The sequence below is a fragment of the Microvirga mediterraneensis genome (genome assembly GCF_013520865.1).
In the GTDB taxonomy this organism is placed as follows: Bacteria; Pseudomonadota; Alphaproteobacteria; order Rhizobiales; family Beijerinckiaceae; genus Microvirga; species Microvirga mediterraneensis.
Map to the genome: position 1 here is coordinate 2,891,390 of NZ_JACDXJ010000001.1, position 23,390 is coordinate 2,914,779.

Below are 23,390 nucleotides of genomic sequence, written 5' to 3' on the forward strand. Positions count from 1 at the left end.
GCCGACAAGTCAAATCGGACTTGTCCATATGGCCCTATATGGCCGTGAAGGCCCGCTCCAACAAGGGATTCACCGCCTCCCCGAGGTCGTTGGCGCCGATCATCCGGGCCGGCGTGGCCAGGCGGGACAGGGCATAGGCCTGGGCGATCGGGGCTGGGGCGGAGCGTGCGAGAGTTGCCGTCGCGGCGAGAACGAAGAGCCTCTCAGTCACGAATCTCGCCTTGGCCTCCGCCTCGGTGGATTGGAGGGCCAGCACGATGTCCCGCGCCGCCTCCGAAGCACCCGGAAGGCCGGCGACATCGGCCATCAGGCGCTCCAGAACAGACGCGGCAACCTCCGGCTCCCGGTTCTCGGCGCGCAGGATGTCGAGGGCGATCACGTTGCCGGAGCCCTCCCAGATCGCGTTGACCGGAGCCTCACGGTAAAGCCGGGGCAGGGCGCTCTCCTCCACGTAGCCGTTGCCGCCGAGGCATTCCATGGCCTCGTAGAGGAGACGCGGGGCCGCCTTGCAGATGCCGAACTTGGCCGCCGGGGTGACGAGCCGGGCATAGGCCGCCTCATGGCCATCGGTACGCGCCAGATCGAAGCTATGGGCCGCCCTCAGGGCGAGCGCCGTCATGGCCTCGCTCTCCAGAGCCAGGTCCGCCAGCACCATCCTCATGGCCGGCTGGTCGATGAGCTTCTTCTGGAAGACGCTGCGGTGGCGGGCGTGGTGCAGGGCAAGAACCAGTCCCATCCGCACGAGACCCGCCGAGGCCACGGCGCAGTCGAGGCGGGTCAGCTGCACCATCTCGATGATGGTCCGCACCCCGCGTCCTTCCTCGCCGATCCTCCAGGCGAAGGCGTCCCGAAACTCGACCTCCGAGGAGGCGTTGGAGCGGTTCCCGAGCTTGTCCTTCAGCCGCTGCAGGCGCAGCGTGTTGAGGGACCCGTCGGGACGAAAGCGTGGAACCAGGAAGCAGGTGAGCCCACCGGGAGCCTGGGCGAGCATCAGAAACGCGTCGCACATGGGCGCCGACATGAACCATTTATGCCCTGTGAGCGCGTATTCGTCGCCCGCCCTGGATTCCGCCCGGGTCGTATTGGCCCGGACATCCGTTCCGCCCTGCTTCTCGGTCATGCCCATGCCGAGGGTGACGGCGGTCTTCTCCCAGAAGGGAATGAAGCGGGAATCATAGTCCCGCGAGCGGATCCTCGGCAGCCACTCGGCGAGACGGTTCGGTGACGCCGCTAGTGCGGCCACCGACGCATGGGTCATCGTGATGGGGCAGATGTGCCCGCTCTCCACGCCTGCCGCCGTATAGATCCGCGCAGCCCGCGCCGCATGGGCATGTCCGTTCGTGGGCTCGTCCCAGGTCGAGGCATGGAGGCCGTCCTCCATGCTGGCTCGCATCAGTACATGATAGGAGGGGTGAAACTCGACCGCGTCGATCCGATAGCCTCTCGGGTCATGGGTCCGCAGCTTCGGCGGGTTCTCGTTGGCGAGGCGGCCGATGTCGAGCCGCTCCGCCGAACCCCATGCTTGGCCGAAGCCCATAAGCCCTTCCGCCTCCGCATCGACGCCGTTCGCTTTCAGGGCCTCGAGCAGGGGAGTGTTCGTGGCGATCAGGTTGACGTCGCCGAAGGGTGGCGTCTGGTTGAAGACGTCGTGGCTGTCATGGGCGGGTGACATGGCGTGACCCTTGAAGAAGACGTTTCAGCTAATTTAGGGCGGCTGGCGTGAAGTGGTGACGGCCCGTTGCCGCATTCTCGACGTCATGGCCGGCCCTGTGCCGGCCATCCCGATTTCGCGAAGCGTCGCGCTTTTCCGATTGGGATCACAGGCACGAGGCCGGTGATGACGTGCAAGGTGATGACGTAGAGCAGGATGAACAAGAAGTCGTCTTGCCGCCGTTTCCCGGAGCGCCTATAGCCATCGCTTTAAGATGACTGACGCCCCCCGATCCATTTTCCCCCACCGGCATCTCCTCGGCATCGAGGGTTTGTCTCCTTTGGACATTCAGGCACTTCTCGACCTTGCCGACGAACAGGTCGAGGTGAGCCGCCAGATCGAGAAGAGCAAGTCGAGCCTGCGCGGCCGGACGCAGATCAACCTCTTCTTCGAAGCCTCCACCCGAACGCAATCATCCTTCGAGATCGCGGGCAAGCGCCTGGGCGCCGACGTGATGAACATGCAGGTCGCTTCCTCTTCGGTGAAGAAGGGCGAGACCCTGATTGACACGGCCGTGACGCTGAACGCCATGCGGCCGGACATCATCGTCGTGCGCCATCACGCGGCCGGCGCGGTGCATCTCCTCGCCCAGAAGGTCGATTGCTCGGTGGTCAACGCGGGCGACGGCGCCCACGAGCACCCGACGCAAGCTTTGCTCGACGCCCTCACCATCCGCCGTAACAAGGGGCGCATCGCCGGTCTCACCGTGGCGATCTGCGGCGACATCCTGCATTCCCGCGTGGCGCGGTCGAACATGATCCTGCTGGCCGCGATGGGGGCACGGGTGCGCCTCGTCGCGCCCTCGACGCTGCTGCCGCCCGGCATCGCGCGCCTCGGCTTCGAGACCTTCACCAGCATGGAGGAGGGGCTGAAGGACGCGGACATCGTCATGATGCTGCGCCTTCAGCGCGAGCGCATGAACGGCTCCTTCGTGCCCTCCGTGAAGGAATACTTCCGCTTCTACGGCCTCGACCAGGAAAAGCTCGCCTTCGCCAAGCCGGACGCCCTCGTGATGCATCCGGGTCCGATGAACCGGGGCGTGGAGATCTCCTCGGACGTGGCGGACGGCGCGCAGTCGCTGATCCGCGAACAGGTCGAAATGGGCGTCGCCGTCCGCATGGCGGTGCTGGAGGCTCTGGCGAGCCATCTGCCGAACAGGTGAGAGGCGTCATGAGCAACCAACCCATCCTCTTCAAGAACGCCCGCCTCGTCGACCCGACAAAAGACCGCGAGGAGCGCGGCGGCGTGCTGGTACGCGACGGCGTGATCCAGGCTCTCGGTCCGCAGGTGACGGAAGCCGCTGGCGCGCAGGTGATCGATTGCGCGGGCCAGGTGCTCGCCCCAGGCCTCATCGACATGCGCGCCTTCATCGGCGAGCCGGGCGGGCCCTATCGCGAGACCCTGAAAAGCGCCGGCGAGGCGGCGGCTGCGGGCGGCGTCACGACCGTCGTGTCCATGCCGGATACGGTTCCCGCCCTCGACGATCCGGCGGTCATCGATTTCATCGTCCGCCGTGCGCGCGACACCTCCGTGGTCAACATCCGCCCGGCCGCCGCCCTGACCAAGGGGTTGGAGGGGCAGGAGATGGCTGAGATCGGCCGCCTGAGGGAAGCCGGCGCCATCGCGTTCACGGACGGGGCGCGCTCGGTCACGAACGCCCAGGTCATGCGCCGGGCGCTCACCTATGCCCGTGACTTCGACGCCCTGATCGTCCACCACGTGGAGGATCCCGACCTCGTCGGGCAGGGCGTGATGAACGAGGGCGAATTCGCCTCGCGGCTCGGGCTTCCGGGCATCCCGCGGGAGGCCGAAACGGTGATGCTGGAGCGGGACGTCCGCCTCGTGCGCCTCACCGGTGGCCGCTACCATGCGGCGATGATCTCCTGCGCCGATTCGGCCGAGATCATCCGCGCCGCGAAGGAAAAGGGTCTGCCGGTCACCTGCGGCGTGTCGATCAATCACCTGGCGCTCAACGAGAACGACATCGGCGATTACCGGACCTTCATGAAGCTCTCGCCGCCCCTGCGGCACGAGGACGACCGGCAGGCGATGATCGAGGCCCTGGCCGACGGCACGATCGACGTGATCGTGTCGGACCATAATCCACAGGACGTCGAAACCAAGCGGCTGCCCTTCGCCGAGGCGGCCGACGGGGCGGTAGGGCTCGAAACGCTCCTTTCGGCCGCCTTGCGCCTCGTCCACGAGGGCCGTATCTCCCTGCCCAGGCTCCTGCGGGCCATGTCTACGAGACCAGCCGAAATCCTCGGACTGCCCGCCGGGCGCCTGAGCGTCGGCGCGCCGGCCGACCTTATCGTCTTCGATCCCGATGCCCCTTACGTGCTCGACAAGCGCCAGCTGCGGTCCCTGTCCAAGAACTCGCCCTTCGACGAGGCGCGTCTCGAAGGCCAGGTTTCCACGACGATGGTAGCCGGCAGGGTGGTTTTTCAGCGCGATACGATGTAACGAGAGATGAATGTCTGACGAAGCCAACCTCCTGCACCTGCTGGTCGCCCTGATCTTCGGCTACCTCCTGGGTTCGATCCCGTTCGGGCTGATCTTCACCCGCATGGCGGGCCTGGGCGATGTGCGCAAGATCGGCTCCGGCAATATCGGAGCCACGAACGTTCTCCGCACCGGACGGAAGGGCCTTGCGGCCGCCACCCTGCTGGGCGATGCCCTCAAGGGAACCGTCGCGGTGGTGGTCGCAGCGCAATGGGGGACGCAATTCGCCATCGTGGCCGCCCTGGGGGCTTTCCTGGGGCACCTCTTCCCCGTGTGGCTGAGGTTCAAGGGCGGCAAGGGCGTCGCCACTTTCATCGGCGTGCTGATCGGCCTCAAGCCGCTGGCGGCGCTGATCTTCTGCCTGATCTGGCTCGGCGTGGCCTTCGTCAGCAAGTACTCCTCGCTCTCGGCCCTGATCGCCAGCGCGGCGACCCCGGTCGTTCTCTGGCTCCTCGGCGAGCCCGGCATGGCCGGCGTGGCGATCATCCTCGTGGCGCTGCTCTGGTGGAAGCACAGCCAGAACATCAGCCGTCTGCTCGCCGGGACCGAGGGCAAGATCGGACAGAAGGGATAATTCATGATCCTGACGGATGAGCAGCGTCTCGATTGGCTTCGCCTCATCCGGTCAGAGAAAGTCGGGCCGCGCACCTTCCGCGCCCTCGTGAACCAATATGGCGGCGCGGCCGCCGCCCGGGAGGCGCTGCCGGCCCCCGCCCGTCGCGGCGGGCGCCTGATGCTGAAGGTCTGCAGCCGGGCCGAAGCCGAGAAGGAGACGGCCGCCGCCGCGCGCCTCGGCGTCCGTTTCATCGCCATGGGCGAGCCGGATTATCCCAAGACCCTGAAGGCCATCGATTCCGCCCCGCCTCTGATCGCCGTCCGCGGCTCGGCCGCCATCATGGCCCGGCCTTCGGTCGCCATCATCGGGTCGCGCAACGCCTCCGCGTCAGGCTTGACCTTCGCGGAGCGCCTGTCGCGCCAGCTCGGCGAGGCGGGTTACGTGGTCGTGTCGGGGCTGGCGCGCGGGATCGACACCAAGGCCCACAAGGCGAGCCTGGAATCCGGGACGGTTGCCGTACTGGCTGGCGGGCACGACCGCATCTACCCCGCCCAGAACGAGCCCCTGCTGCAGGCCATCGTGGAACAGGGCGGGGCGGTGGTGTCCGAGATGCCGATGGGCTGGGAGCCGCGCGGGCGCGACTTTCCGCGCCGGAACAGGATCGTCTCCGGACTCTCTTACGGCGTCGTCGTGGTCGAGGCGGCGCGCCGCTCCGGCTCGCTCATCACGGCGCGCTTCGCCCTGGAGCAGGGGCGAGAGGTCTTCGCCGTTCCAGGCTCACCCCTCGATCCTCGGGCCGAGGGCACGAACGACCTTATCCGCGACGGCGCAACTCTCTGTGCGGGAATCGAGCATGTGACGAGCGTCCTGGAGCCGCTGATCGCTTCCGGTCCGGATCTGGACCGAGGAGCCGAGGAACCGCAGCACGTCATCGGCGTGGAGGAACTCTGGGACGAGCTGGATCTGCCCGACGTCGTCCGCGCGCCCACGCGGCCGGTTGCGCCCGATGCGGGCTTCGACGAGGAAAGAGGTGAAGCGGAGGGCGACCTGACCGTGTTTCTCGGCCCGTCGCCCGTGGCCATCGACGATCTCGTCCGACAATCGGGTCTTTCCATCCGCAACGTTCAGATGGCGCTCCTGGAGCTGGAAATGGCCGGGCGTCTCGAACGCCACGGCGGCAACGCGGTATCGCTCATCGTGGGGAGCTAACCCTTCACGGAATCCCTGTCCGCCGCCTGCAGGGCCCGGATCGCCTCCAGCCGCGCCATGTCGAGGAGATAGGCCAGGAGGTCGAGCTTCGTCTCGCGGGCGAGAAAGGACAGCTCGGCCGAGAACTCGGAGATGTACTGGGCCGTCTCCTGGGGGGACATGCTCCCCTGGCTCGGGGGGATCGTCTCCGCCTCGTTCGGCGCCTGGACACTCGGGGAGTAGCGCGGGGATTTCGACATTGAGGCTGCCGTTGTCTCCTTGTTTCAATGTGTCTAGATAGCAGCACAACCTAAAATAAGACAATAGCTAAGTATTTAACCTAAGATTGTATTTGCCGGTAAATGCGGAGATCCATGGTAGCATCTTGACGCGCACCGGCCGTGACCGGGAGCCGGAAGACAGCTTCCAGGTTGTCTGACACCATCTGCCTGAAATCTGCCAAGGCCATCGACAGGACCCGAATATGCTTGCATGGAAGTCTGATCTCCCATTTCGGTCGTGTTGCCCGCGTTAAGGTCCGAGGCCCTGATGATCCATGTGACGAATTCCATCGCGCTTGATGAGGCCGAGCTTCAGGAGAGCTTCATTCGCGCTTCGGGACCGGGCGGTCAGAACGTCAACAAGGTCGAGACGGCCGTTCAGCTGCGTTTCGATGTGCGTAATTCGCCCTCTCTGCCCGACTATGTGAAGGAGAAATTGCAGCGGATCGCCGGAAAGCGGCTCACTAACGAGGGCGTTCTGATCATCACCGCCCAGCGCTTCCGCATGCAAGAGCGCAACCGGGAGGACGCGGTGGAGCGTTTGGTCGAGCTGATCCGGCAGGCGACCGAGCGCCCGAAAATCCGCCGTCCCACCCGGCCGACGCTCGCCTCGAAGAAGCGCCGGCTCGAGGCGAAAGGGCGGCGGTCCGACATCAAGAAGGGTCGCAGCGGCAAGCCCGGCTTCGATTGAGGCGTCACCCCTGGAGGACGATGCCGCCCATGCCCAGAAGATCGGCGAAGACGGCGAGCACGACGCCGAGACCGACAAGGATGAGGCCGGTGAGGAAGAACCGGACCGACCGGTTGTACCGCTTGAACTGAAGCGAGGAGACCAGGAGAAGGTCCGCCAGCGCCTTCACCTGCAGGGCAAGTCCCACCGTGATCAGCGCCACCGAGACGAGATCTGACCGGGTCCATTCTCCGGGAACGGCCGACCAGCGGCTCAGGAACCCGAGGGAGAAGCCGACGACGACGCCGATGGCCGTGATGGAACCGTTGCGGAAGGTGGAATCGACCCGTTGCAGTTCTTCGGATTCGACAGGTTCGGCAGCATCCTTGGCCATCGTCAGGCTCCACCCATGGAAGGACCGCAGGCCCACTTGCCAGGCGATCTTATCCCACTCCGCTGCAAGCCATGAGCGAAAACCGGCGCCGACGCTTCACTCCGAGGGAGGATAGACGTGCTCGCCGCCCTTGAAGTCCGAGACTGTGGTGCAGCCGTCGGATTCGCGGATCGCGTTGGGCCCGATGACGGCCTTCCCGTATCCGCCGGGAATGTCGAGGATGTAGGTCGGCTGGCAAAGTCCTGAGATCCGGCCGCGCAGGCCTGCCACGAGGGCCTGCCCCTCTTCAATCGAGAGCCGGAAATGACTCGTCCCGGGGGCGAGGTCCGGGTGGTGGAGGTAGTAGGGCTTCACTCTCGTCTCCACGAAGGCGCGCATGAGAGCCGCGAGCGTATCCGGATCGTCGTTGATCCCTTTGAGCAGGACCGACTGGCTGATCATTACGATGCCCGCATCCACGAGCCGGGCGCAGGCCGCCCGGGCCTCGGGCGTCAGTTCGCGCGGATGATTGGCATGGAGCGCCACATAGGCGGTCTTGCCGCTCGCCTTGAGGGCCGCGATCAGGGCGTCGTTGACGCGCTCCGGCTCGACAACGGGTACGCGCGTATGAAAGCGCACGATCTTCACATGGTCGATGGTGGAAAGCCGCTCCATGATCTCGGCAAGGCGCCGGGGCGAGAGCACCAGCGGATCGCCGCCGGTGAGGATCACCTCCCAGATCTCCGGGTGACCGGCGATATAGGCGAAGGCCTGGTCCATGGCCTCCGGCGAGAGGGTGCCGAGCCCCTGCGGACCCACCATCTCGCGGCGGAAGCAGAAGCGGCAGTAGACAGGACACACATGAACTGCCTTGAGCAGCACCCGGTCCGGATAGCGATGCACGATGCCTTCGACAGGGCTGTGCGCAAGGTCGCCGATAGGGTCCGCGCGCTCCTCCGGCATGACGGTCAACTCCGAGGGATCGGGCACGAACTGGCGTGCGATGGGGTCATTTGGGTCGTTCCGATCGATGAGCGCGGCCATGGCGGGACTGATCGCGATGGCGTAGCGCTCGGCTACCGCTTGGATCGCCGGGGCGTCTTCGGGAGCGACCAAGCAGGTTTCGACCAGTTCGCCGGGTGTGCGGATGGGGCGGATCGCGTTCAACGGCTCGTCTCCGGAACGGGCGCCCAGATTACCTGATCGATGCGGGAGGCGCCGGTGGCGAGCATCACCAGCCGGTCGAAGCCGAGCGCGATGCCGCTCGCTTCAGGCATCTGGGCCAGGGCGGCCAGGAAATCCTCGTCCACAGGGTAGCTTTCTCCATAGACCCGCATCTTCTCCGCCATCTCGGCCTCGAACCGCCGTCGCTGCTCGGCCGCATCTGTCAGCTCGCCGAAGGCGTTGGCGAGTTCCACCCCGCAGGCATAGAGCTCGAACCGTTCGGCCACGCGCGGTTCGCGGGCCGTTGGGCGGGCAAGGGCCGCCTCTGCCACGGGGTACTCGTCCAGGATCGTGGCGCGCCCGAGGCCGAGCTGGGGCTCGACCCGCTCGACGATGACGCGGCTGAATAAATCCGCCCAGGTATCGTCCTCCGCCACCCGCAGGCCCGCTTGGCGGAGATCGGAGGCCAGACGGTCCCTGTCCGTCGCGCCGCTCCGGTCAATGGAGGCGAGAAGATCGATGCCGGCGAAGCGCCGGAAGGCCTCGGCCACGCTCAGGCGCTCGGGCTCCCGGAAGGGATCAGTCTCACGGCCGCGATAGGCGAGGGTGCGAGTGCCCGTTATCTCGGCCGCCAGCCCGAGGATCTCGCCGCAATCCCTCATGAGCGCTTCGTAGCTCTCTCCGGCCCGGTACCATTCGAGCATGGTGAATTCCGGGTGGTGCAGGGGGCCGCGCTCACGGTTCCTATACACGTGGGCGAAGCAGGCGATCCGCGTCTCGCCGGCGGCGAGCAGCTTCTTGCAGGCGAATTCCGGGGAGGTGTGCAGGTAGAGGGGCGTCCGGGCTCCGTCATGGCCGATGGCTTCGGTCGCGAAGGCATGGAGATGCGCCTCGTTCCCCGGCGATACCTGGAGCGTGGCCGTATCGACTTCCACGAAGTCCCGGGAGGCGAAGAATCCGCGCAGGGCCGCCTGGATCCGGTTCCGGCCCATCAGGAACGGGCGCCGGTCCGCATGGACGTGGGGCGTCCACCAGGGAGAGGGGGCAGATGCGGGCTTATCCATTCCAAAGATGCTCGTTAAGGTCGGACTGGCGATTTGCGCGAAGATAGGCTACTTGCGGCACCGAAACCGTTTTTCGGTGCCACTGGGGGCAGGACGACCCGACCCTCACGACGCGCCCCTATCTGTCACAAGGAAAGCTTCTCGTGAAGGTCATCGCCTCTACGCTCCGCAAAGGCAATGTCGTCGATATGGACGGCAAGCTCTATGTGGTTCTCACCGCCCAGAACATCCACCCCGGCAAGGGCACGCCCGTCACCCAACTCGACATGCGCCGTATCTCCGACGGCGTGAAGGTGTCCGAGCGCTATCGGACGACCGAGCAGGTCGAGCGCGCCTTCGTGGAGGACCGCGAGCACACCTTCCTGTATCAGGACGGCGAGGGCTTCCACTTCATGAACCCGGAGACCTACGATCAGGTGGTCGTGCCGGAAGACATCATCGGCGACCAGAAGGCCTATCTCCAGGAAGGCATGGCCGTGATGCTCTCGACCCACAACGGCGTGGCGATCGCCATCGAACTGCCGGCCCGCGTGACCCTCGAGATCACCGAGACCGAGCCGGTCGTGAAGGGCCAGACGGCCTCCTCGTCCTATAAGCCCGCTATGCTGTCCAACGGCGTGCGCACCCTCGTGCCGCCCCACATCCAGGCCGGCACCCGCGTCGTGATCATGACGGAAGACGGCTCCTACGTGGAGCGCGCGAAGGACTGACGTCCGATATCGAAGGCGGAGGAGATCTCGCAATCTCGCCGCCTTCCCTTTATTGTGTAATTGAGTTACAGTTAGGTATGGATAAGAATCGATACCTTCTTGAGCTTTCTGAGAGTGACCAAATCGACTTTGGAAAAGTCGATTTTCAGGATCAATCCGAGGAGCAGAGAGTCTTTTCAGCGGTATGGGCTCTCGAAAGCCACGTTAATAGTGGCGGCTTTTTACAGTATTTTTCTAGCTGGGATGGTGATACCGCAAACTTTGCTCCCGACGCTCTTCGGCGCATTGGCGCAAATGCTTGTGCTGAAATCGTTGAGCGTGCCCTCAGATCAGTGACTCAAGAGCAGCTCCCAGATAACTACGATCAGCGCAAAGCCCTTATCAGTTCTTTGATTCAGATAGATCCTGATAAGTTAGAGCACAGCGATGCAGATTTTTTTACTTATCCAGACGATCTTACTAATCTATTATATGAATATGTTCAAAAAAATCAGAGTGCCTTCAGCAAATCTTGATTTCCAAAATATATTTTCTGAGGGTTCTACGTTTCGGGCCCTTTCGTTATGAAAAGAGCGTGAGCAGCTACCGTAAGGCAAAGAGCAGTCCAGCGACCGTACTTTGAAGGTTCCCATTTTTCGGCGATGCTGCCAAATCACTTATTCCTGCTGATAAGGATTCGAAGGCAGTATGGCGCCCGGTCCCGTAAAACCCATCAACCCACTCGTCGCGGATGTGGGAAGCCCACCGATCCCCGAAGCGCAGAGCTGGACCAGGCGCTATGATGGCTCCTTTGGGCCGCTGATCAACCTGTCCCAGGCCGTTCCGGGGAATGCGCCCCATGCCACTTTGCTGGAGCGGATGGCCGCCGCCGCAGGTTCGGCGGCGGGCTCGCAATACGGCCCCATCAACGGCGACGCGGACCTCCGGCAGGCCTATGCGGACGATCTTTCTCGCCTTTATGAAGGCCGGATCGCCCCGGAGGATACGGCGGTCACGGCCGGCTGTAACATGGCCTTTTTCGCCGTCATGATGCTGCTCGCCCATCGCGGCGAGGCGGTCCTGCTGCCGACCCCTTGGTATTTCAACCATCAGATGACCCTCGATATGCTCGGTATCGAGCCGCGCCCGCTGCCCTGCCGCCCCGAGAACGGCTTCGTGCCTCGGGTGGAGGACGCGGAAGTGCTGATCGACGAAAAGGTCAGAGCCATCGTCCTCGTCACCCCCAACAACCCGACCGGGGCGGTCTATCCTGCTCACGTCATCGAAGCCTTCGCGCAGCTCTGTCGCAGAAGAGGCATTTATCTCGTGATCGATGAGACTTACCGGGATTTCCTCCCGCAGGGGATGAACCGCTCGCACGGGTTGTTCACGTCCGGGGAATGGCGGGACACGGTGATCCAGCTCTATTCCTTCTCGAAATCCTACGCGATCCCGGGGCACCGCACCGGGGCCATCGCCGCCGACGTCAAGCTCGTCGAGCAGATTGCCAAGATTCTCGACTGCATCCAGATCTGCGCCCCACGGACCGCTCAAGCGGCGCTGCCATGGGCCATCAACGCCTTGCGCGACTGGCGCGAGGATAACCGGGCCGAGATCAACCGACGTGCACAGGTTTTTCAGGATGCTCTCGCGCCTCTGCCGGAATGGAAGATCGAGTCGGTCGGCGCCTATTTCGCCTATCTGCGCCACCCGTTTCCGGACGCCAAAGCGCAGCAGGTCGCTGAGAAGCTCGCTACGGAACGGGGTGTCCTGTGCCTGCCGGGAAGCTATTTCGGACCCGGGCAGGAAGGGCATCTGCGCGTCGCCATCGCCAATGTGGGAGGCGACGTCCTGAGCGGTTTGACGGAACGTTTCCGGGGTCTGTCGCTCTGACCCTCCCCGTGAGGATGAGGCACAATCTGCAGGCCCTGCCCTTGGCAGGACGGCAGGGCGATGGTTACTCTCTCCTGCAAACAAGGCGTCCGATAGGGATGCCTGGGGATTCGTTTTGACCGTCAAAGTGGACGTGACAGCAGAACCAGGAGACCGACATGCGGAGCCATTGGACGGTTCCGCAAACGGCGCTGCCTTGGTTGCGGAGCGTCCTTCGCCGGCGCGGACGGATTACAGGCGCCGCTCATCCCGAAGCTACGCGGCGCTCGATCTCGGCACGAACAATTGTCGCCTTCTCATTGCTGAGCCTGCGCATTTCGGCTTTCGCGTCGTCGATGCGTTCTCGCGCATCGTGCGGCTCGGCGAAGGACTTGGCCGAGGCAATCGCCTGAGCGAGGACGCAATTTCGCGGACCTTCGACGCACTTCGCGTCTGCCGTGAGAAAATGGCCGCAAAGGATGTGACGCGCGCGCGCCTCGTGGCGACGGAGGCCTGCCGGCTGGCCGAGAACGGTCCGTCATTCATAAAGCGCGTACGCGACGAACTCGACCTGGAGCTCGAGGTTGTCGATCGCAAGACGGAAGCCTATCTCGCCGTCACAGGCTGTGCGTCCCTGGTCGATCCCAAGGCTCATTCCGTCATCGTGTTCGATATCGGTGGCGGCTCGACGGAGATCGCCTGGCTCGACGGTCAGGCCCCGCACGCCTTCGCCGATCCCTGCAAGCGCATCCGCGCGTGGGATTCCCTGCCCGTCGGCGTGGTGACGCTGGCCGAGCGCCACGGCGGGATCGATGTTACGCCAGAGACCTTCGAGGGCATGGTCGAGGAAGTGTCCGAGCTTCTGCTCGATTTCGCGCTCGTCGCGGCGTCGGCAGGGCGCGCGCACAACTTTCATCTGCTCGGAACCTCGGGAACCGTCACCACGGTCGGGGGCATTCACCTTGGCCTTGCGCGCTATGACCGGCGCCGGGTCGACGGAATGTGGATGCGCCATGGCGAGATCTCGACGGTGATGCAGCGTCTGCTGCATTCGGACTTTACGCAGCGGGCCGAGAACCCCTGCATCGGCAAGGATCGCGCCGATCTGGTTCTCGCCGGCTGCGCCATTTTGGAAGCGATCCGGCGGGCTTTTCCGTCAGAGCGCCTGCGCATCGCGGATCGCGGACTGCGCGAAGGAATTTTGATGAAGATGATGAGAGAGGATTCTGTGTGGCGTGGGGGGCAGCGGTGAGTGCCAAGACAGGTTCCGGCGTCCGCAATCTCAAGCAGCGCGTGAAAACCGCCAACAAGCGGTCCCTCTCGTCCCAGAAATGGCTGGAGCGCCAGCTCAACGACCCTTATGTCGCCCGCGCGAAGCGCGAGGGCTACCGGTCGCGGGCGGCTTTCAAGCTGATCGAAATCGACGACAAGTACAAGATCCTGAAGCCCGGTCAGCGCATCATCGATCTCGGCGCCGCGCCCGGCGGCTGGTCGCAGATCGCAGCCAAGAAGGTGGGGCCGAAAGGAAAGATCGTCGGCATCGATCTCCTGCCCATCGACCCGATGGCGGGAGTCGAGTTCATCCAGCTCGACTTTCTGGACGAGAGCGCGCCGGCCAAGCTGATCGAGATGCTCGGCGGTCCGGCCGATGTGGTCATGTCCGACATGGCGGCCAATACGACCGGACACAAGAAGACCGACCACCTGCGCATCATCGGCCTTGCCGAGGCGGCGATCTATTTCGCCCGCGAGGTTCTGGCTCCCGGTGGGGTTTTCGTCGCCAAGGTATTCCAGGGCGGTACAGAGAACCAGCTCCTGGCCGACCTCAAGCGAGACTTCGCCGTCGTACGCCACGTGAAGCCGGCGGCGAGCCGGGCCGATTCGGCGGAACTCTATGTGCTTGCCACCGGTTTCCGGGGGCGGGCGGACGAGACGCCGGCCGCCTGAGGAGTCTTTGCCGACGCCTTCGATCACAGGGAAACGACCATGGCACCGCACCAGATCGGCATCATCGGCCTCGGCAAGATCGCGCAGGACCAGCATCTGCCGGTGATCAAGGCCAATCCGGATTTCGAGCTTCTGGCCGTTGCGAGCCAGCGCGGATTGCAGCCGGACGAGGCGAAGTACAGTTTCCAAGACTACCAGGACCTCCTGAAGATTCCGGAGGTGGAGGCGGTGTCCATCTGTACGCCGCCCCAGGTGCGCCACCAGATCGCCCGGGATGCACTTCTGGCCGGGAAGAGCGTGCTTCTGGAGAAGCCGCCAGCCGCCACCCTGAGCGAACTCGAGGATCTCAAGGAACTCGCCGCGAAGGTGGGCAAGGTCGTCTTCACCACATGGCACGCGCAGTACAACAAGGCGGTCGAGGAGGCGAAGAAAGCGCTGGCCGGCTGGACGATCAAGCGCCTCCTGGTCACCTGGAAGGAAGATGTGCGGCATTGGCATCCGGGCCAGCAATGGATCTGGCAGGCCGGTGGCTTCGGCGTCTTCGACCCTGGGATCAACGCGCTCTCCATCGTAACCCGTATCATGCCCGAGCCGGTCTTCATCAAGACGTCCAGCCTGGAATTTCCCGCCAACCGCGATGCCCCGATCGCTGCCCATCTCACGTTCTCCATGAGCCACGGCCAGGGCGACCTAGAGGCGATTTTCGACTGGCGTCAGACCGGTCCGCAGACCTGGGACATCGAGGTTGAGACGGAAGCGGGCTTAAGCCTCAAGCTCACCCACGGCGGAAGCTGCCTCGAGATCGGCGGCCGGCAGGTCGTGCAGGAGGAGCCCAGGGAATACGAGGGGATCTATCGCCGTTTCGATGAACTGCTGAACACCCGTCAGTCGGAGGTGGACGACGCCCCTTTCCGCCTGGTGGGCGATGCGTTCATGGTCGGGAAAAGGGTGCAGGTCGAGGCGTTCGAGGATTGAGCAGCAGACCGGAAGGGAACCTATCCGCTCCTTCCGACATGGTTTAAGGGCTCGCCTGTCGAGCCACGACAGGAAGCATTGCTCTCTCGCATGCAAAGAGCGTTGCGCGACTGGCCAGCCCATCCTTCGGGAGGTTGATCATGCAACGGCATCTCATTGTGTCTGTCATCCTGGCCGGGACCGCAGGTCTGATCCTGGCCCATCCGACGCCTGCTTCCGCCCTGACGATGAAGGAGTGCAGTGCCAAGTATAAGGCCGCTCAAACGGCTGGAACTCTCGGCACGACGTCCTGGAACGACTTCCGCAAGGCCCAATGCGGCTCGACCGCCTCGACGAGTCCGGCTGCGGTCAGTCCTTCGGCTCCGGCGACGACGGGAGCGGTCGCACCCCAGGGTCAAACCAATCCATCCACGGCTCGGCCCGCGGCGCCGATGACGCGCGGCAATGTGGTGTTCCCGACCTCCGTATCGTCCAAATACTCGACTGAATCGGCCGGCAAGGCACGGATGCATACCTGCCTCGATCAGTACAAGGCCAACGAGGCGGGCGGCGGAAACGGCAATGGGGGCCTAAAATGGATCGAGAAGGGTGGTGGCTACTACTCGCAGTGCAACACCCGCCTCAAAGGGGGATAGGGACGGCCACGGTCATTCCGGGCAGCCCAAGCTCAAGCCCGGAATGACGGCGTCACGCTGCTAGGCCAAGTATTTCTTGAGAAAGGCGAGCGTGCGGCCCCAGGCCAGGTCTGCGGCTTCCTTGTTGTAGCGGGCTGCGCCCGTGTCATTGTTGAAGGCGTGGTTGGCGCCCTCGTAGACGTAGATCTCGTAGGTCTTGCCGGCCTGCTTCAGGGCAGCCTCGTAGGCGGGAATGCCGGCATTGATGCGCTCGTCGAGGCCGCCATAGTGCAGCAGCATCGCGGCCTTGATCTTCGGAACGTCGTCCGCTTTCGGCTGGCCGCCGTAATAAGCCACGCCCGCATTCAGGTCGGGGTCGTTGACGGCAAGGTTGTTCACCGCGCCCCCACCCCAGCAGAAGCCGATGGCCCCGACCTTGCCGTTGCCCTCCGGTAGCCCCTTCAGGTAGGCCACCGCCGCCTTGCCGTAGGCGATCACGTCCGGAACCTTGAGTTGGCCGATCATGTCGCGGCCCTTGTCCTCGTCGGCGGGCGTGCCGCCCATGGGCGATAGATAATCGAGGCCTAGCGCGATGAAGCCCTGAGTCGCCACGCGCCGGGTCACATCCTTGATGTGCGGGTTCAGTCCCCGGTTCTCATGGATGACGATCACGGTCGGCAACTTGCCTGTGGCATCCTTCGGTTTGACGAGATAGCCCTTCAGGCCCTGAGCGCCTGGAATATCGACGGTCTCGGTCACGATCCGCGGGTCGGTCTCCTCAACGGTCTGCGCCTTGGCATAATTGCTCTGCAGGACAGACAGCAGGGTCGTGGCGGCGGCGGTGCTGCCCGCCAAGGCAGCTAGCTTGTCGAGAAAGTTGCGGCGGTTCAGGCCGCCATGGGTGAAATCGTCGTAAAGGTCGATGATGCGCTGGTCCACTGGCGGCCTCCCAAGCACCGGATCGATCCGATGCACTTGTTCCCGGCCTGAGGTTAGCGCAGCCTATCGGCCGGAAATACCATCCCCAAGGCCCGTCGAGGGAGGTTTGCCCTTCACAATTCTGTGTCCGGACATCTCGGCGCCGGCCGTCGGCGACAGGCCGATGAAAACGAAGCCTGCCAGAGCGGACACGGTCGCAACCGCCCAGAAGGCCGGACCGAAATCGGAGGCCGTGATGGCGGGATTACCGTCGAGGCCGGCCGCCATCTCCAGTACGAAGGCCCCGAAGGCCACGCCGATGCTGAGCGATACCTGCTGCAGGGCACTCGACAGGCTGGTGGCGTAGCTCATCTCCCGGTTGGAGATCTCCGCATAGCCGATGGCGTTGAGGCTGGTGAATTGCAGAGACCGGAAACAGCCGCCGACCAGCAGGATGGCCATCATCAGCCAGTGCGGCGTCTCGGGCGTGAAGAAGCCGTTGGCGGCCACGAAGGCGGCCCCGATGAAGGCATTGATGGTGAGGAGACGTCGGAAGCCGGTTCGCTCCAGGATCCGCTTGGCCATGGTCTTCATGAACAGCGCGCCCACGGCGGCGATGAATGTGAGAGAGCCGGACGCGAGGGGGCTCAGGCCGAATCCGACCTGCAGCATGAGCGGCAGGAGGAACGGGATTGCCCCGATGCCGATGCGGAAGAGGAACCCGCCCACCACGCTGATGCGGAAGGTCGGGATCTTCAGCAGGCTGAGACGCAGGACCGGATGGGGTGTGCGCCGTGCATGGAAGACGTAGAGGACGAGGCAGACCGCGCCGATCACGACGCAGCCGAGCGAGATCTCCTCCGGGATCAGGTGCCGCCCGCCCGAAGCGAAGCCGAGCATGAGCAGGGCGAAGCCGAAGCCCGAGAGCAGGAAACCGATGAAATCCAGCGGCGGCGTGTCGTCTTCCTTAATGTTCGGCACGAACATTGTCGCCATCACGATCCCGAGGATACCGATGGGGATGTTGATGAAGAAGATCCAGCGCCAGTTGAAAAACTCGGTGATGAAGCCGCCGAGAGGCGGACCGACGATGGGGCCGACGAGGGCCGGGATCGTCAGGGTCGCGAGCGCCTGCACCACTTCGCTGCGCGGGACGCTCCGCAGGAGCACGAGTCGGCCCACGGGTACCATCATGGCCCCCCCGGCGCCCTGGACGAACCGGGCGATCACGAACCATTCGAGGGAGTTGGCGGCCGCGCAGGCGAGGGACCCCGCCATGAACACGCCGATGGCAGTGGTGAAGATCGTACGCGCCCCGTACTTGTCAGCCATCCATCCGGAGATTGGAATGAAGATGGCAAGGCTTACCAGATAAGATGTCAGGGCGAGCTTGAGGGCGATCGGGTCCGTCCCCAGGCTCTGCGCGATCATCGGCAGGGACGTAGAGATGACCGTCGAATCCGTGTTCTCCATGAACAGGGCTGTGGCGATGATCAGCGGGAGAAGGCGGGATTGACGCATGACTCGTGGGACTTAGCGCCCGGCAAGCCTCTTGCAAAGACCAAAAGGGCGCAAGGCAGGTCTTCTGGAGAAGCGGCACTCGACCCTTTGCTAATTGACAGGCCCGTGCTACGGACCCGTGCCAACTCGCCAAAGCGTTATTCTCTTAAATCCGCACCCCTGAAGGAGTTGGTTATGGCCTCTGTTTTCGCCGATAAGTTCATCGAAGGACTGACCTTCGATGACGTGCTCCTCCGGCCCGGCCGCTCCGAAGTCCTGCCCGGCGACGTCGATGTCGCGACCCGGCTGACCCGGACCATCCGCCTCAACATGCCGATCGTCGCCTCCGCCATGGATACGGTGACGGAAGCCCGCATGGCCATCGCCATGGCGCAGAACGGCGGCCTGGGCGTCATCCACCGCAATCTCGAGCCGGAAGCCCAGGCCGAGCAGGTCCGTCTCGTGAAGCGCTACGAGTCGGGCATGGTGATGAACCCGATCACCATTCATCCCGACGAGACGCTCGCCGAAGCCCTCGCCATGATGAAGCATCACGGCATTTCCGGCATTCCGGTGGTGGAGCGCGGGCCCGGCGGGACGAAGGGCAAGCTCGTCGGCATCCTGACCAACCGCGACGTGCGCTTCGCCAACAATCCCGGCCAGAAGGTCTCCGAGCTGATGACGAAGGACCGCCTGATCACGGTCCGTGAGGGCGTGAGCCAAGACGAGGCCCGGCGCCTTCTGCATCAGTTCCGCATCGAGAAGCTCCTTGTCGTCGACGATCATTACCGCTGCATCGGCCTGATCACGGTCAAGGACATCGAGAAGCAGGTCGCCTATCCCAACGCCGCCAAGGACGCGCAGGGTCGCCTCCTGGTCGCCGCCGCCACGACCACGGGCGAACAGGGCTTCGAGCGCGCCGAGCGCCTCATCGATGCGGGCTGCGACGTGGTGGTGGTCGATACCGCCCACGGCCATTCGGTGAAAGTGCTGGAAAGTGTGACCCGGGTGAAGAAGCTCTCCAACGCCGTCCAGGTGGTGGCCGGCAACGTGGCGACCCGGGAAGGCGCACAGGCGCTCATCGACGCGGGAGCGGATGCGATCAAGGTCGGCATCGGCCCCGGCTCGATCTGCACCACCCGCATCGTGGCGGGCGTCGGCGTGCCGCAGCTCACGGCCATCATGGAGGCCGTCGAGGCGGCTTCGCAGGCCGATGTCCCGGTGATCGCCGACGGCGGCATCAAGTTCTCGGGCGATCTCGCCAAGGCTCTCGCGGCGGGCGCGTCCTGCGCCATGGTCGGCTCCCTGCTCGCCGGTACGGACGAGACTCCGGGCGAGGTCTTTCTCTACCAGGGCCGCTCCTACAAGTCCTACCGGGGCATGGGCTCGGTCGGCGCCATGGCGCGGGGCTCTGCGGACCGTTACTTCCAGGCGGAGGTGCGCGACACCCTCAAGCTCGTACCGGAGGGCATCGAGGGGCAGGTGGCCTACAAGGGGCCGGTCTCGGCCGTGCTGCACCAGCTTACAGGCGGCCTTCGTGCGTCCATGGGCTATGTGGGCGCCGCGACCCTGCCGGAATTCCAAGAGAAGGCCAAGTTCATCCGGATCACCAGCGCTGGCCTGCGTGAGAGCCACGTCCATGACGTGACGATCACCCGGGAAAGCCCTAATTACCCGACTCGTAGCTAAGCTTGAGTCGAGTTTTCACCCATGAGCATCACCGCCATCCTTCTTCCCGTTTACGTCCAGGTCGCGCTGACCGTCCTGCTGCTGCTCTGGATGGGCAGTTCGCGGTTTGGCAGCCTTAAGGCAGGCGAGGTGAAGGTGAAGGATATCGCCTTGGGCGAGCGCAACTGGCCCACGCGGATCCTGCAGGTCCAGAACTCGTACCATAACCAGTTCGAGCTTCCGGTCCTGTTCTACGTGCTGGTGGTGCTGGCGCTGATCACCCGTAAGGCCGATATGCTGTTCGTGGTGATGTCCTGGATGTTCGTGGCAAGCCGCCTCGTCCATGCGGCGATCCACACGACGTCCAACAAGGTGCCCTTGCGCTTTCAGGCCTTCGTGGTCGGGGTGCTGATCCTGGTCGCCATGTGGGTCATCTTCGGCATTCGGGTGCTGGCGGCCGAGACTGGCGTTTAGGAACGGGCGGGACGGGCAATGTACCCATCCCGCGCATTGCATCAGTACTTCCGGCCGCTCTCGAGCTGCGTCTTGGCATCCATCTGCTTGACCGGAGGCGGGGTGAGGTCGGCCGCCGGGGCCGTGGCGCAGGCGGCGATGGTCAGGGTGAGGCCGACGGCAACGAGGCCGCGGGTCAGTCGGGTCAACATAGAGAGTGGCTCCAAAGAGGATTCGTGCGGAATGCACGCACCCTCACCATCCACTCCCGATGAGGACGGAAAATAGGTAACAATGTGTCGTTTATACGGCCGAGCTTGAGTGTGCTTTTTCGATGACACCTGCAGCCCGCATCTCCGCCGCCACCGAAGTCCTAGCCGATATCGAGGCCCGGCGCCGTCCGGCGACCGAGGCCCTGAAGGATTGGGGACTGTCCCATCGCTTCGCCGGTTCCAAGGACCGGGCCGCCATCGCGAGCCTCGTCTACGACGCCCTGCGCCGGAAGGCTTCTGCGGCCTGGATCATGGGCGCCAATACGCCCCGCGCGGTCGTGCTCGGCATGCTCCGGCTCCAACGCGGTCTCGGAATGGATGCCGTCGCGGCCTTGTGCTCGGGCGAACGCTTCGCGCCGGAACCTCTCTCGGAAGACGAACGGGAGCGCCTCGAGAAGGCGGATCTCAGCGGCGCGCCGGCCCATGTGGCGGGCGACTTCCCGGATTGGATCGAGCCCTCGCTCCAGCGCTTCTTCGGCGAGGATCTCGTGGTCGAGATGCAGGCGCTTGCGACCCGCGCCCCGATCGATCTTCGGGTGAACACCCTCAAGGTGTCTTCCCGGGAGGAGGCGCACGATGCGCTGCCGCATCTCGGTGCCATCGAGACGCCGCTCTCTCCGCTGGGCCTGCGCATCGCGCCGAGCGAGGACGGGCGCGGGCCGGCCGTGCAGTCCGAGCCCGAATTCCTGAAAGGTTGGATCGAGATCCAGGACGAGGGCTCGCAGCTCGTGGCGCTGCTCTCGGGAGCCAAGCCCGGCGAGCAGGTGGTCGATCTCTGTGCGGGCGGCGGCGGCAAGACCCTGGCGCTGGCGGCCATGATGGAGAACCATGGGCAGATCTACGCCACCGATAACGATTCCCGGCGCCTCGCGCCGATCCACGATCGTCTGGCACGGGCCGGGGTGCGCAATGTCCAGGTACGGACGCCACGGGCCAAAGCCGATGCCGTGACGGATCTCGACGGTAAGATCGACTGCGTCCTGGTGGACGCGCCCTGCACGGGCGTCGGCACCTGGCGGCGCAACCCGGATGCGAAATGGCGCCTGCGCCCCGGCAGCCTGGAAACCCGGCGCAAGGAGCAGGAAACGGTCCTCGACCGGGCGGCCCGGCTCGTGAAGCCGGGCGGCCGCATCGTCTACATCACCTGCTCGATCCTGCCCGAGGAGAACGACGAGGCGCTGTCGGCCTTCATGGCCCGTCACGACGGCTTCAAGCCCATGCCGGCCGAAAAAGCCCTGGGGGCGGCGCAGCTCGGCCATCTGAAGACCCTCGTGCGTTCGACCGCCTACGGGCTCCAGCTGACCCCGCACAAGACCGGGACCGACGGTTTTTATGCCGCGATCCTGGTGCGAAACCCATGAAAAGCCTCATATTCCGATTGCTGCTCTGACCCCGAAGGCCGTAAGAACCCGCCATGACCCAGACCCACGACAAAATCCTCATCGTCGATTTCGGCTCCCAGGTGACCCAGCTCATCGCACGGCGCGTGCGCGAGGATGGCGTCTATTCCGAAGTGGTTCCGTTCCAGAAGGCCGCCGAGGCCATCCGGACCATGAAGCCCAAGGGCGTGATCCTGTCCGGCGGCCCGGACTCCGTTACGTCGGACGTGTCGCCCCGGGCCCCGCAGGAGCTGTTCGACACGGACCTGCCGGTGTTCGGCATCTGCTACGGCCAGCAGACCATGGCCGCGCAGCTCGGCGGTGAGGTCGAGAGCGGGCACCATTCTGAATTCGGCCGCGCCGAGGTCGAGGTTCTGACCGAGAGCCCGCTGTTCCAAGGCGTGTGGCAGGTCGGCAAGAAATATCCCGTGTGGATGAGCCATGGCGACCGGGTTACCCGGCTGCCGGAAGGCTTCGAGGTGCTGGCGATCTCCGAGAACGCGCCCTTCGCGGCGGTCGCTGACGAGGCGAGGAAGTTCTATGCCGTGCAGTTCCACCCGGAGGTGGTGCATACCCCGCAGGGCGCGCAGCTCATTCGCAACTTCGTGCGCGATATCGCAGGCTGCAAGGGCGACTGGACCATGAAAGCCTTCCGCGAGGAGGCCATCGAGCGTATCCGCGCCCAGGTCGGAACCGGCCGGGTGATCTGCGGCCTGTCCGGAGGCGTCGATTCCGCCGTGGCGGCCGTGCTGATCCATGAGGCTATCGGCGACCAGCTCACCTGCGTGTTCGTCGATCACGGCTTGCTGCGCGCGGCTGAGGCCGAGCAGGTGGTCACGCTTTTCCGCGACCATTACAACATCCCGCTCGTGCACGTGCAGGCGCAGGACCTCTTCATCGGCGCTCTCGAAGGCGTGTCGGACCCGGAGGTCAAGCGCAAGACTATCGGCAAGCTCTTCATCGATGTGTTCGACGAGGAGGCCAAGAAGATCGGCGGCGCGGACTTCCTGGCGCAAGGCACGCTCTATCCCGACGTGATCGAAAGCGTCTCCTTCACGGGCGGACCATCGGTCACCATCAAGAGCCACCACAATGTGGGCGGCCTGCCCGAGCGCATGAAGATGAAGCTCGTGGAGCCCCTGCGCGAGCTGTTCAAGGACGAGGTGAGGGTGCTCGGCCGCGAGCTCGGCCTGCCGGACGCCTTCGTGGGCCGCCATCCGTTCCCCGGTCCGGGCCTCGCCATCCGTGTCCCCGGCGAGATCACCCGCGAGAAGCTCGACATCCTGCGCAAGGCCGATGCCATCTATCTCGAAGAGATCCGCAATGCCGGCCTCTACGACGAGATCTGGCAAGCTTTCGCCGTGCTGCTTCCCGTGAAGACGGTGGGCGTGATGGGCGATGCGCGCACCTATGACCACGTCTGCGCGCTCCGCGCTGTGACCTCCATCGACGGCATGACGGCCGACTTCTACCCCTTCGACATGACGTTCCTCGGCCGCGTCGCCACCCGGATCATCAACGAGGTGAAGGGTATCAACCGCGTCACCTACGACATCACCTCGAAGCCGCCGGGCACCATCGAGTGGGAGTAAGA

At 64.6% G+C, this 23,390-nt stretch carries 24 protein-coding genes; 16 read left to right on the forward strand and 8 right to left on the reverse strand.

Annotated features, from left to right (window positions below; genetic code table 11):
* Positions 1-34: 34 nt before the first annotated feature.
* Positions 35-1,672, reverse strand: coding sequence for an isovaleryl-CoA dehydrogenase (locus H0S73_RS13660; RefSeq protein WP_181052673.1), 1,638 nt, complete (start codon positions 1,670-1,672; stop codon positions 35-37).
* A 253-nt stretch (positions 1,673-1,925) separates the two neighbouring features.
* Between H0S73_RS13660 and H0S73_RS13665 the strand changes: the two genes are divergently transcribed.
* The 4 genes from H0S73_RS13665 to dprA are packed head-to-tail and all read left to right on the forward strand — an operon-like array spanning position 1,926 to position 5,978.
* Positions 1,926-2,873 carry an aspartate carbamoyltransferase catalytic subunit gene (locus H0S73_RS13665; RefSeq protein ID WP_181052674.1) on the forward strand — a complete coding sequence of 316 codons (948 nt, stop codon included), beginning with the start codon at positions 1,926-1,928 and terminating at the stop codon, positions 2,871-2,873.
* Between the two features lie 8 nt (positions 2,874-2,881).
* Positions 2,882-4,174 (forward strand): dihydroorotase, encoded by a 1,293-nt coding sequence (locus H0S73_RS13670; RefSeq protein ID WP_181052675.1) that lies wholly within the window; start codon positions 2,882-2,884, stop codon positions 4,172-4,174.
* Between the two features lie 10 nt (positions 4,175-4,184).
* Positions 4,185-4,787, forward strand: coding sequence for a glycerol-3-phosphate 1-O-acyltransferase PlsY (plsY, locus tag H0S73_RS13675; RefSeq protein WP_181052676.1), 603 nt, complete (start codon positions 4,185-4,187; stop codon positions 4,785-4,787).
* A 3-nt stretch (positions 4,788-4,790) separates the two neighbouring features.
* Positions 4,791-5,978 carry a DNA-processing protein DprA gene (gene dprA / locus H0S73_RS13680; RefSeq protein WP_181052677.1) on the forward strand — a complete coding sequence of 396 codons (1,188 nt, stop codon included), beginning with the start codon at positions 4,791-4,793 and terminating at the stop codon, positions 5,976-5,978.
* Here the strand turns inward: dprA and H0S73_RS13685 are convergent.
* The gene (locus tag H0S73_RS13685) at positions 5,975-6,217 is read right to left on the reverse strand and encodes a hypothetical protein (protein WP_181054436.1); all 243 of its coding nucleotides are present in this window, start codon (positions 6,215-6,217) and stop codon (positions 5,975-5,977) included. The genes dprA and H0S73_RS13685 overlap by 4 nt on opposite strands.
* Positions 6,218-6,506: 289 nt before the next feature.
* Here H0S73_RS13685 and arfB point away from each other — a divergent pair, with 289 nt between their 5' ends.
* Positions 6,507-6,929, forward strand: a complete 423-nt coding sequence (gene arfB, locus H0S73_RS13690; protein WP_181052678.1) for an alternative ribosome rescue aminoacyl-tRNA hydrolase ArfB — start codon at positions 6,507-6,509, stop codon at positions 6,927-6,929.
* Between the two features lie 4 nt (positions 6,930-6,933).
* Here arfB and H0S73_RS13695 read toward each other — a convergent pair whose 3' ends face one another.
* The 3 genes from H0S73_RS13695 to epmA form a co-directional block, all read right to left on the reverse strand.
* Complete coding sequence (locus tag H0S73_RS13695; protein WP_181052679.1) at positions 6,934-7,302, reverse strand: hypothetical protein; 369 nt, start codon at positions 7,300-7,302, stop codon at positions 6,934-6,936.
* Between the two features lie 96 nt (positions 7,303-7,398).
* Positions 7,399-8,448, reverse strand: coding sequence for a lysine-2,3-aminomutase-like protein (locus H0S73_RS13700; protein WP_181052680.1), 1,050 nt, complete (start codon positions 8,446-8,448; stop codon positions 7,399-7,401).
* Positions 8,445-9,509: an EF-P lysine aminoacylase EpmA gene (gene epmA, locus H0S73_RS13705; protein WP_181052681.1), complete on the reverse strand. Its 1,065-nt coding sequence runs from the start codon at positions 9,507-9,509 to the stop codon at positions 8,445-8,447. The genes H0S73_RS13700 and epmA overlap by 4 nt, the downstream gene beginning before the upstream one ends.
* A gap of 188 nt (positions 9,510-9,697) precedes the next feature.
* Here epmA and efp point away from each other — a divergent pair, with 188 nt between their 5' ends.
* The 7 genes from efp to H0S73_RS13740 all read left to right on the forward strand — a co-directional run bounded on the left by efp (position 9,698) and on the right by H0S73_RS13740 (position 15,627).
* Entirely contained in the window at positions 9,698-10,219 is a 522-nt protein-coding gene (gene efp / locus H0S73_RS13710) for an elongation factor P (RefSeq protein ID WP_245272918.1), read from the forward strand.
* 77 nt (positions 10,220-10,296) lie between these two features.
* Positions 10,297-10,734 carry a DMP19 family protein gene (locus H0S73_RS13715; protein WP_181052682.1) on the forward strand — a complete coding sequence of 146 codons (438 nt, stop codon included), beginning with the start codon at positions 10,297-10,299 and terminating at the stop codon, positions 10,732-10,734.
* Positions 10,735-10,906: 172 nt separating this feature from the next.
* Complete coding sequence (locus H0S73_RS13720; protein WP_181052683.1) at positions 10,907-12,091, forward strand: aminotransferase; 1,185 nt, start codon at positions 10,907-10,909, stop codon at positions 12,089-12,091.
* 169 nt (positions 12,092-12,260) lie between these two features.
* Positions 12,261-13,322 carry a Ppx/GppA phosphatase family protein gene (locus H0S73_RS13725; RefSeq protein WP_425488195.1) on the forward strand — a complete coding sequence of 354 codons (1,062 nt, stop codon included), beginning with the start codon at positions 12,261-12,263 and terminating at the stop codon, positions 13,320-13,322.
* Entirely contained in the window at positions 13,319-14,017 is a 699-nt protein-coding gene (locus tag H0S73_RS13730; RefSeq protein ID WP_181052684.1) for an RlmE family RNA methyltransferase, read from the forward strand. Before H0S73_RS13725 ends, H0S73_RS13730 begins: the two co-directional genes overlap by 4 nt.
* Before the next feature lie 39 nt (positions 14,018-14,056).
* Entirely contained in the window at positions 14,057-14,992 is a 936-nt protein-coding gene (locus tag H0S73_RS13735) for a Gfo/Idh/MocA family protein (RefSeq protein ID WP_181052685.1), read from the forward strand.
* 140 nt (positions 14,993-15,132) lie between these two features.
* A complete protein-coding gene (locus H0S73_RS13740; protein WP_181052686.1) occupies positions 15,133-15,627 on the forward strand; it encodes a hypothetical protein in 495 nt (164 codons plus the stop codon).
* A 60-nt stretch (positions 15,628-15,687) separates the two neighbouring features.
* Here H0S73_RS13740 and H0S73_RS13745 read toward each other — a convergent pair whose 3' ends face one another.
* Both H0S73_RS13745 and H0S73_RS13750 read right to left on the reverse strand, forming a co-directional pair.
* Complete coding sequence (locus H0S73_RS13745) at positions 15,688-16,545, reverse strand: dienelactone hydrolase family protein (RefSeq protein ID WP_343058366.1); 858 nt, start codon at positions 16,543-16,545, stop codon at positions 15,688-15,690.
* Between the two features lie 63 nt (positions 16,546-16,608).
* A complete protein-coding gene (locus tag H0S73_RS13750) occupies positions 16,609-18,045 on the reverse strand; it encodes a DHA2 family efflux MFS transporter permease subunit (protein WP_181052688.1) in 1,437 nt (478 codons plus the stop codon).
* 174 nt (positions 18,046-18,219) lie between these two features.
* Here H0S73_RS13750 and guaB point away from each other — a divergent pair, with 174 nt between their 5' ends.
* Together guaB and H0S73_RS13760 are read left to right on the forward strand one after the other, a co-directional pair.
* Positions 18,220-19,713, forward strand: a complete 1,494-nt coding sequence (guaB, locus tag H0S73_RS13755; RefSeq protein WP_181052689.1) for an IMP dehydrogenase — start codon at positions 18,220-18,222, stop codon at positions 19,711-19,713.
* A gap of 21 nt (positions 19,714-19,734) precedes the next feature.
* Positions 19,735-20,166, forward strand: a complete 432-nt coding sequence (locus H0S73_RS13760; RefSeq protein WP_181052690.1) for an MAPEG family protein — start codon at positions 19,735-19,737, stop codon at positions 20,164-20,166.
* A gap of 41 nt (positions 20,167-20,207) precedes the next feature.
* Here H0S73_RS13760 and H0S73_RS13765 read toward each other — a convergent pair whose 3' ends face one another.
* The gene (locus H0S73_RS13765; protein ID WP_009491032.1) at positions 20,208-20,357 is read right to left on the reverse strand and encodes a hypothetical protein; all 150 of its coding nucleotides are present in this window, start codon (positions 20,355-20,357) and stop codon (positions 20,208-20,210) included.
* A gap of 122 nt (positions 20,358-20,479) precedes the next feature.
* Between H0S73_RS13765 and H0S73_RS13770 the strand changes: the two genes are divergently transcribed.
* Together H0S73_RS13770 and guaA are read left to right on the forward strand one after the other, a co-directional pair.
* Positions 20,480-21,778, forward strand: a complete 1,299-nt coding sequence (locus tag H0S73_RS13770) for an RsmB/NOP family class I SAM-dependent RNA methyltransferase (RefSeq protein ID WP_181052691.1) — start codon at positions 20,480-20,482, stop codon at positions 21,776-21,778.
* Positions 21,779-21,831: 53 nt separating this feature from the next.
* Positions 21,832-23,388 carry a glutamine-hydrolyzing GMP synthase gene (guaA, locus tag H0S73_RS13775; protein WP_181052692.1) on the forward strand — a complete coding sequence of 519 codons (1,557 nt, stop codon included), beginning with the start codon at positions 21,832-21,834 and terminating at the stop codon, positions 23,386-23,388.
* Positions 23,389-23,390 lie beyond the last annotated feature (2 nt).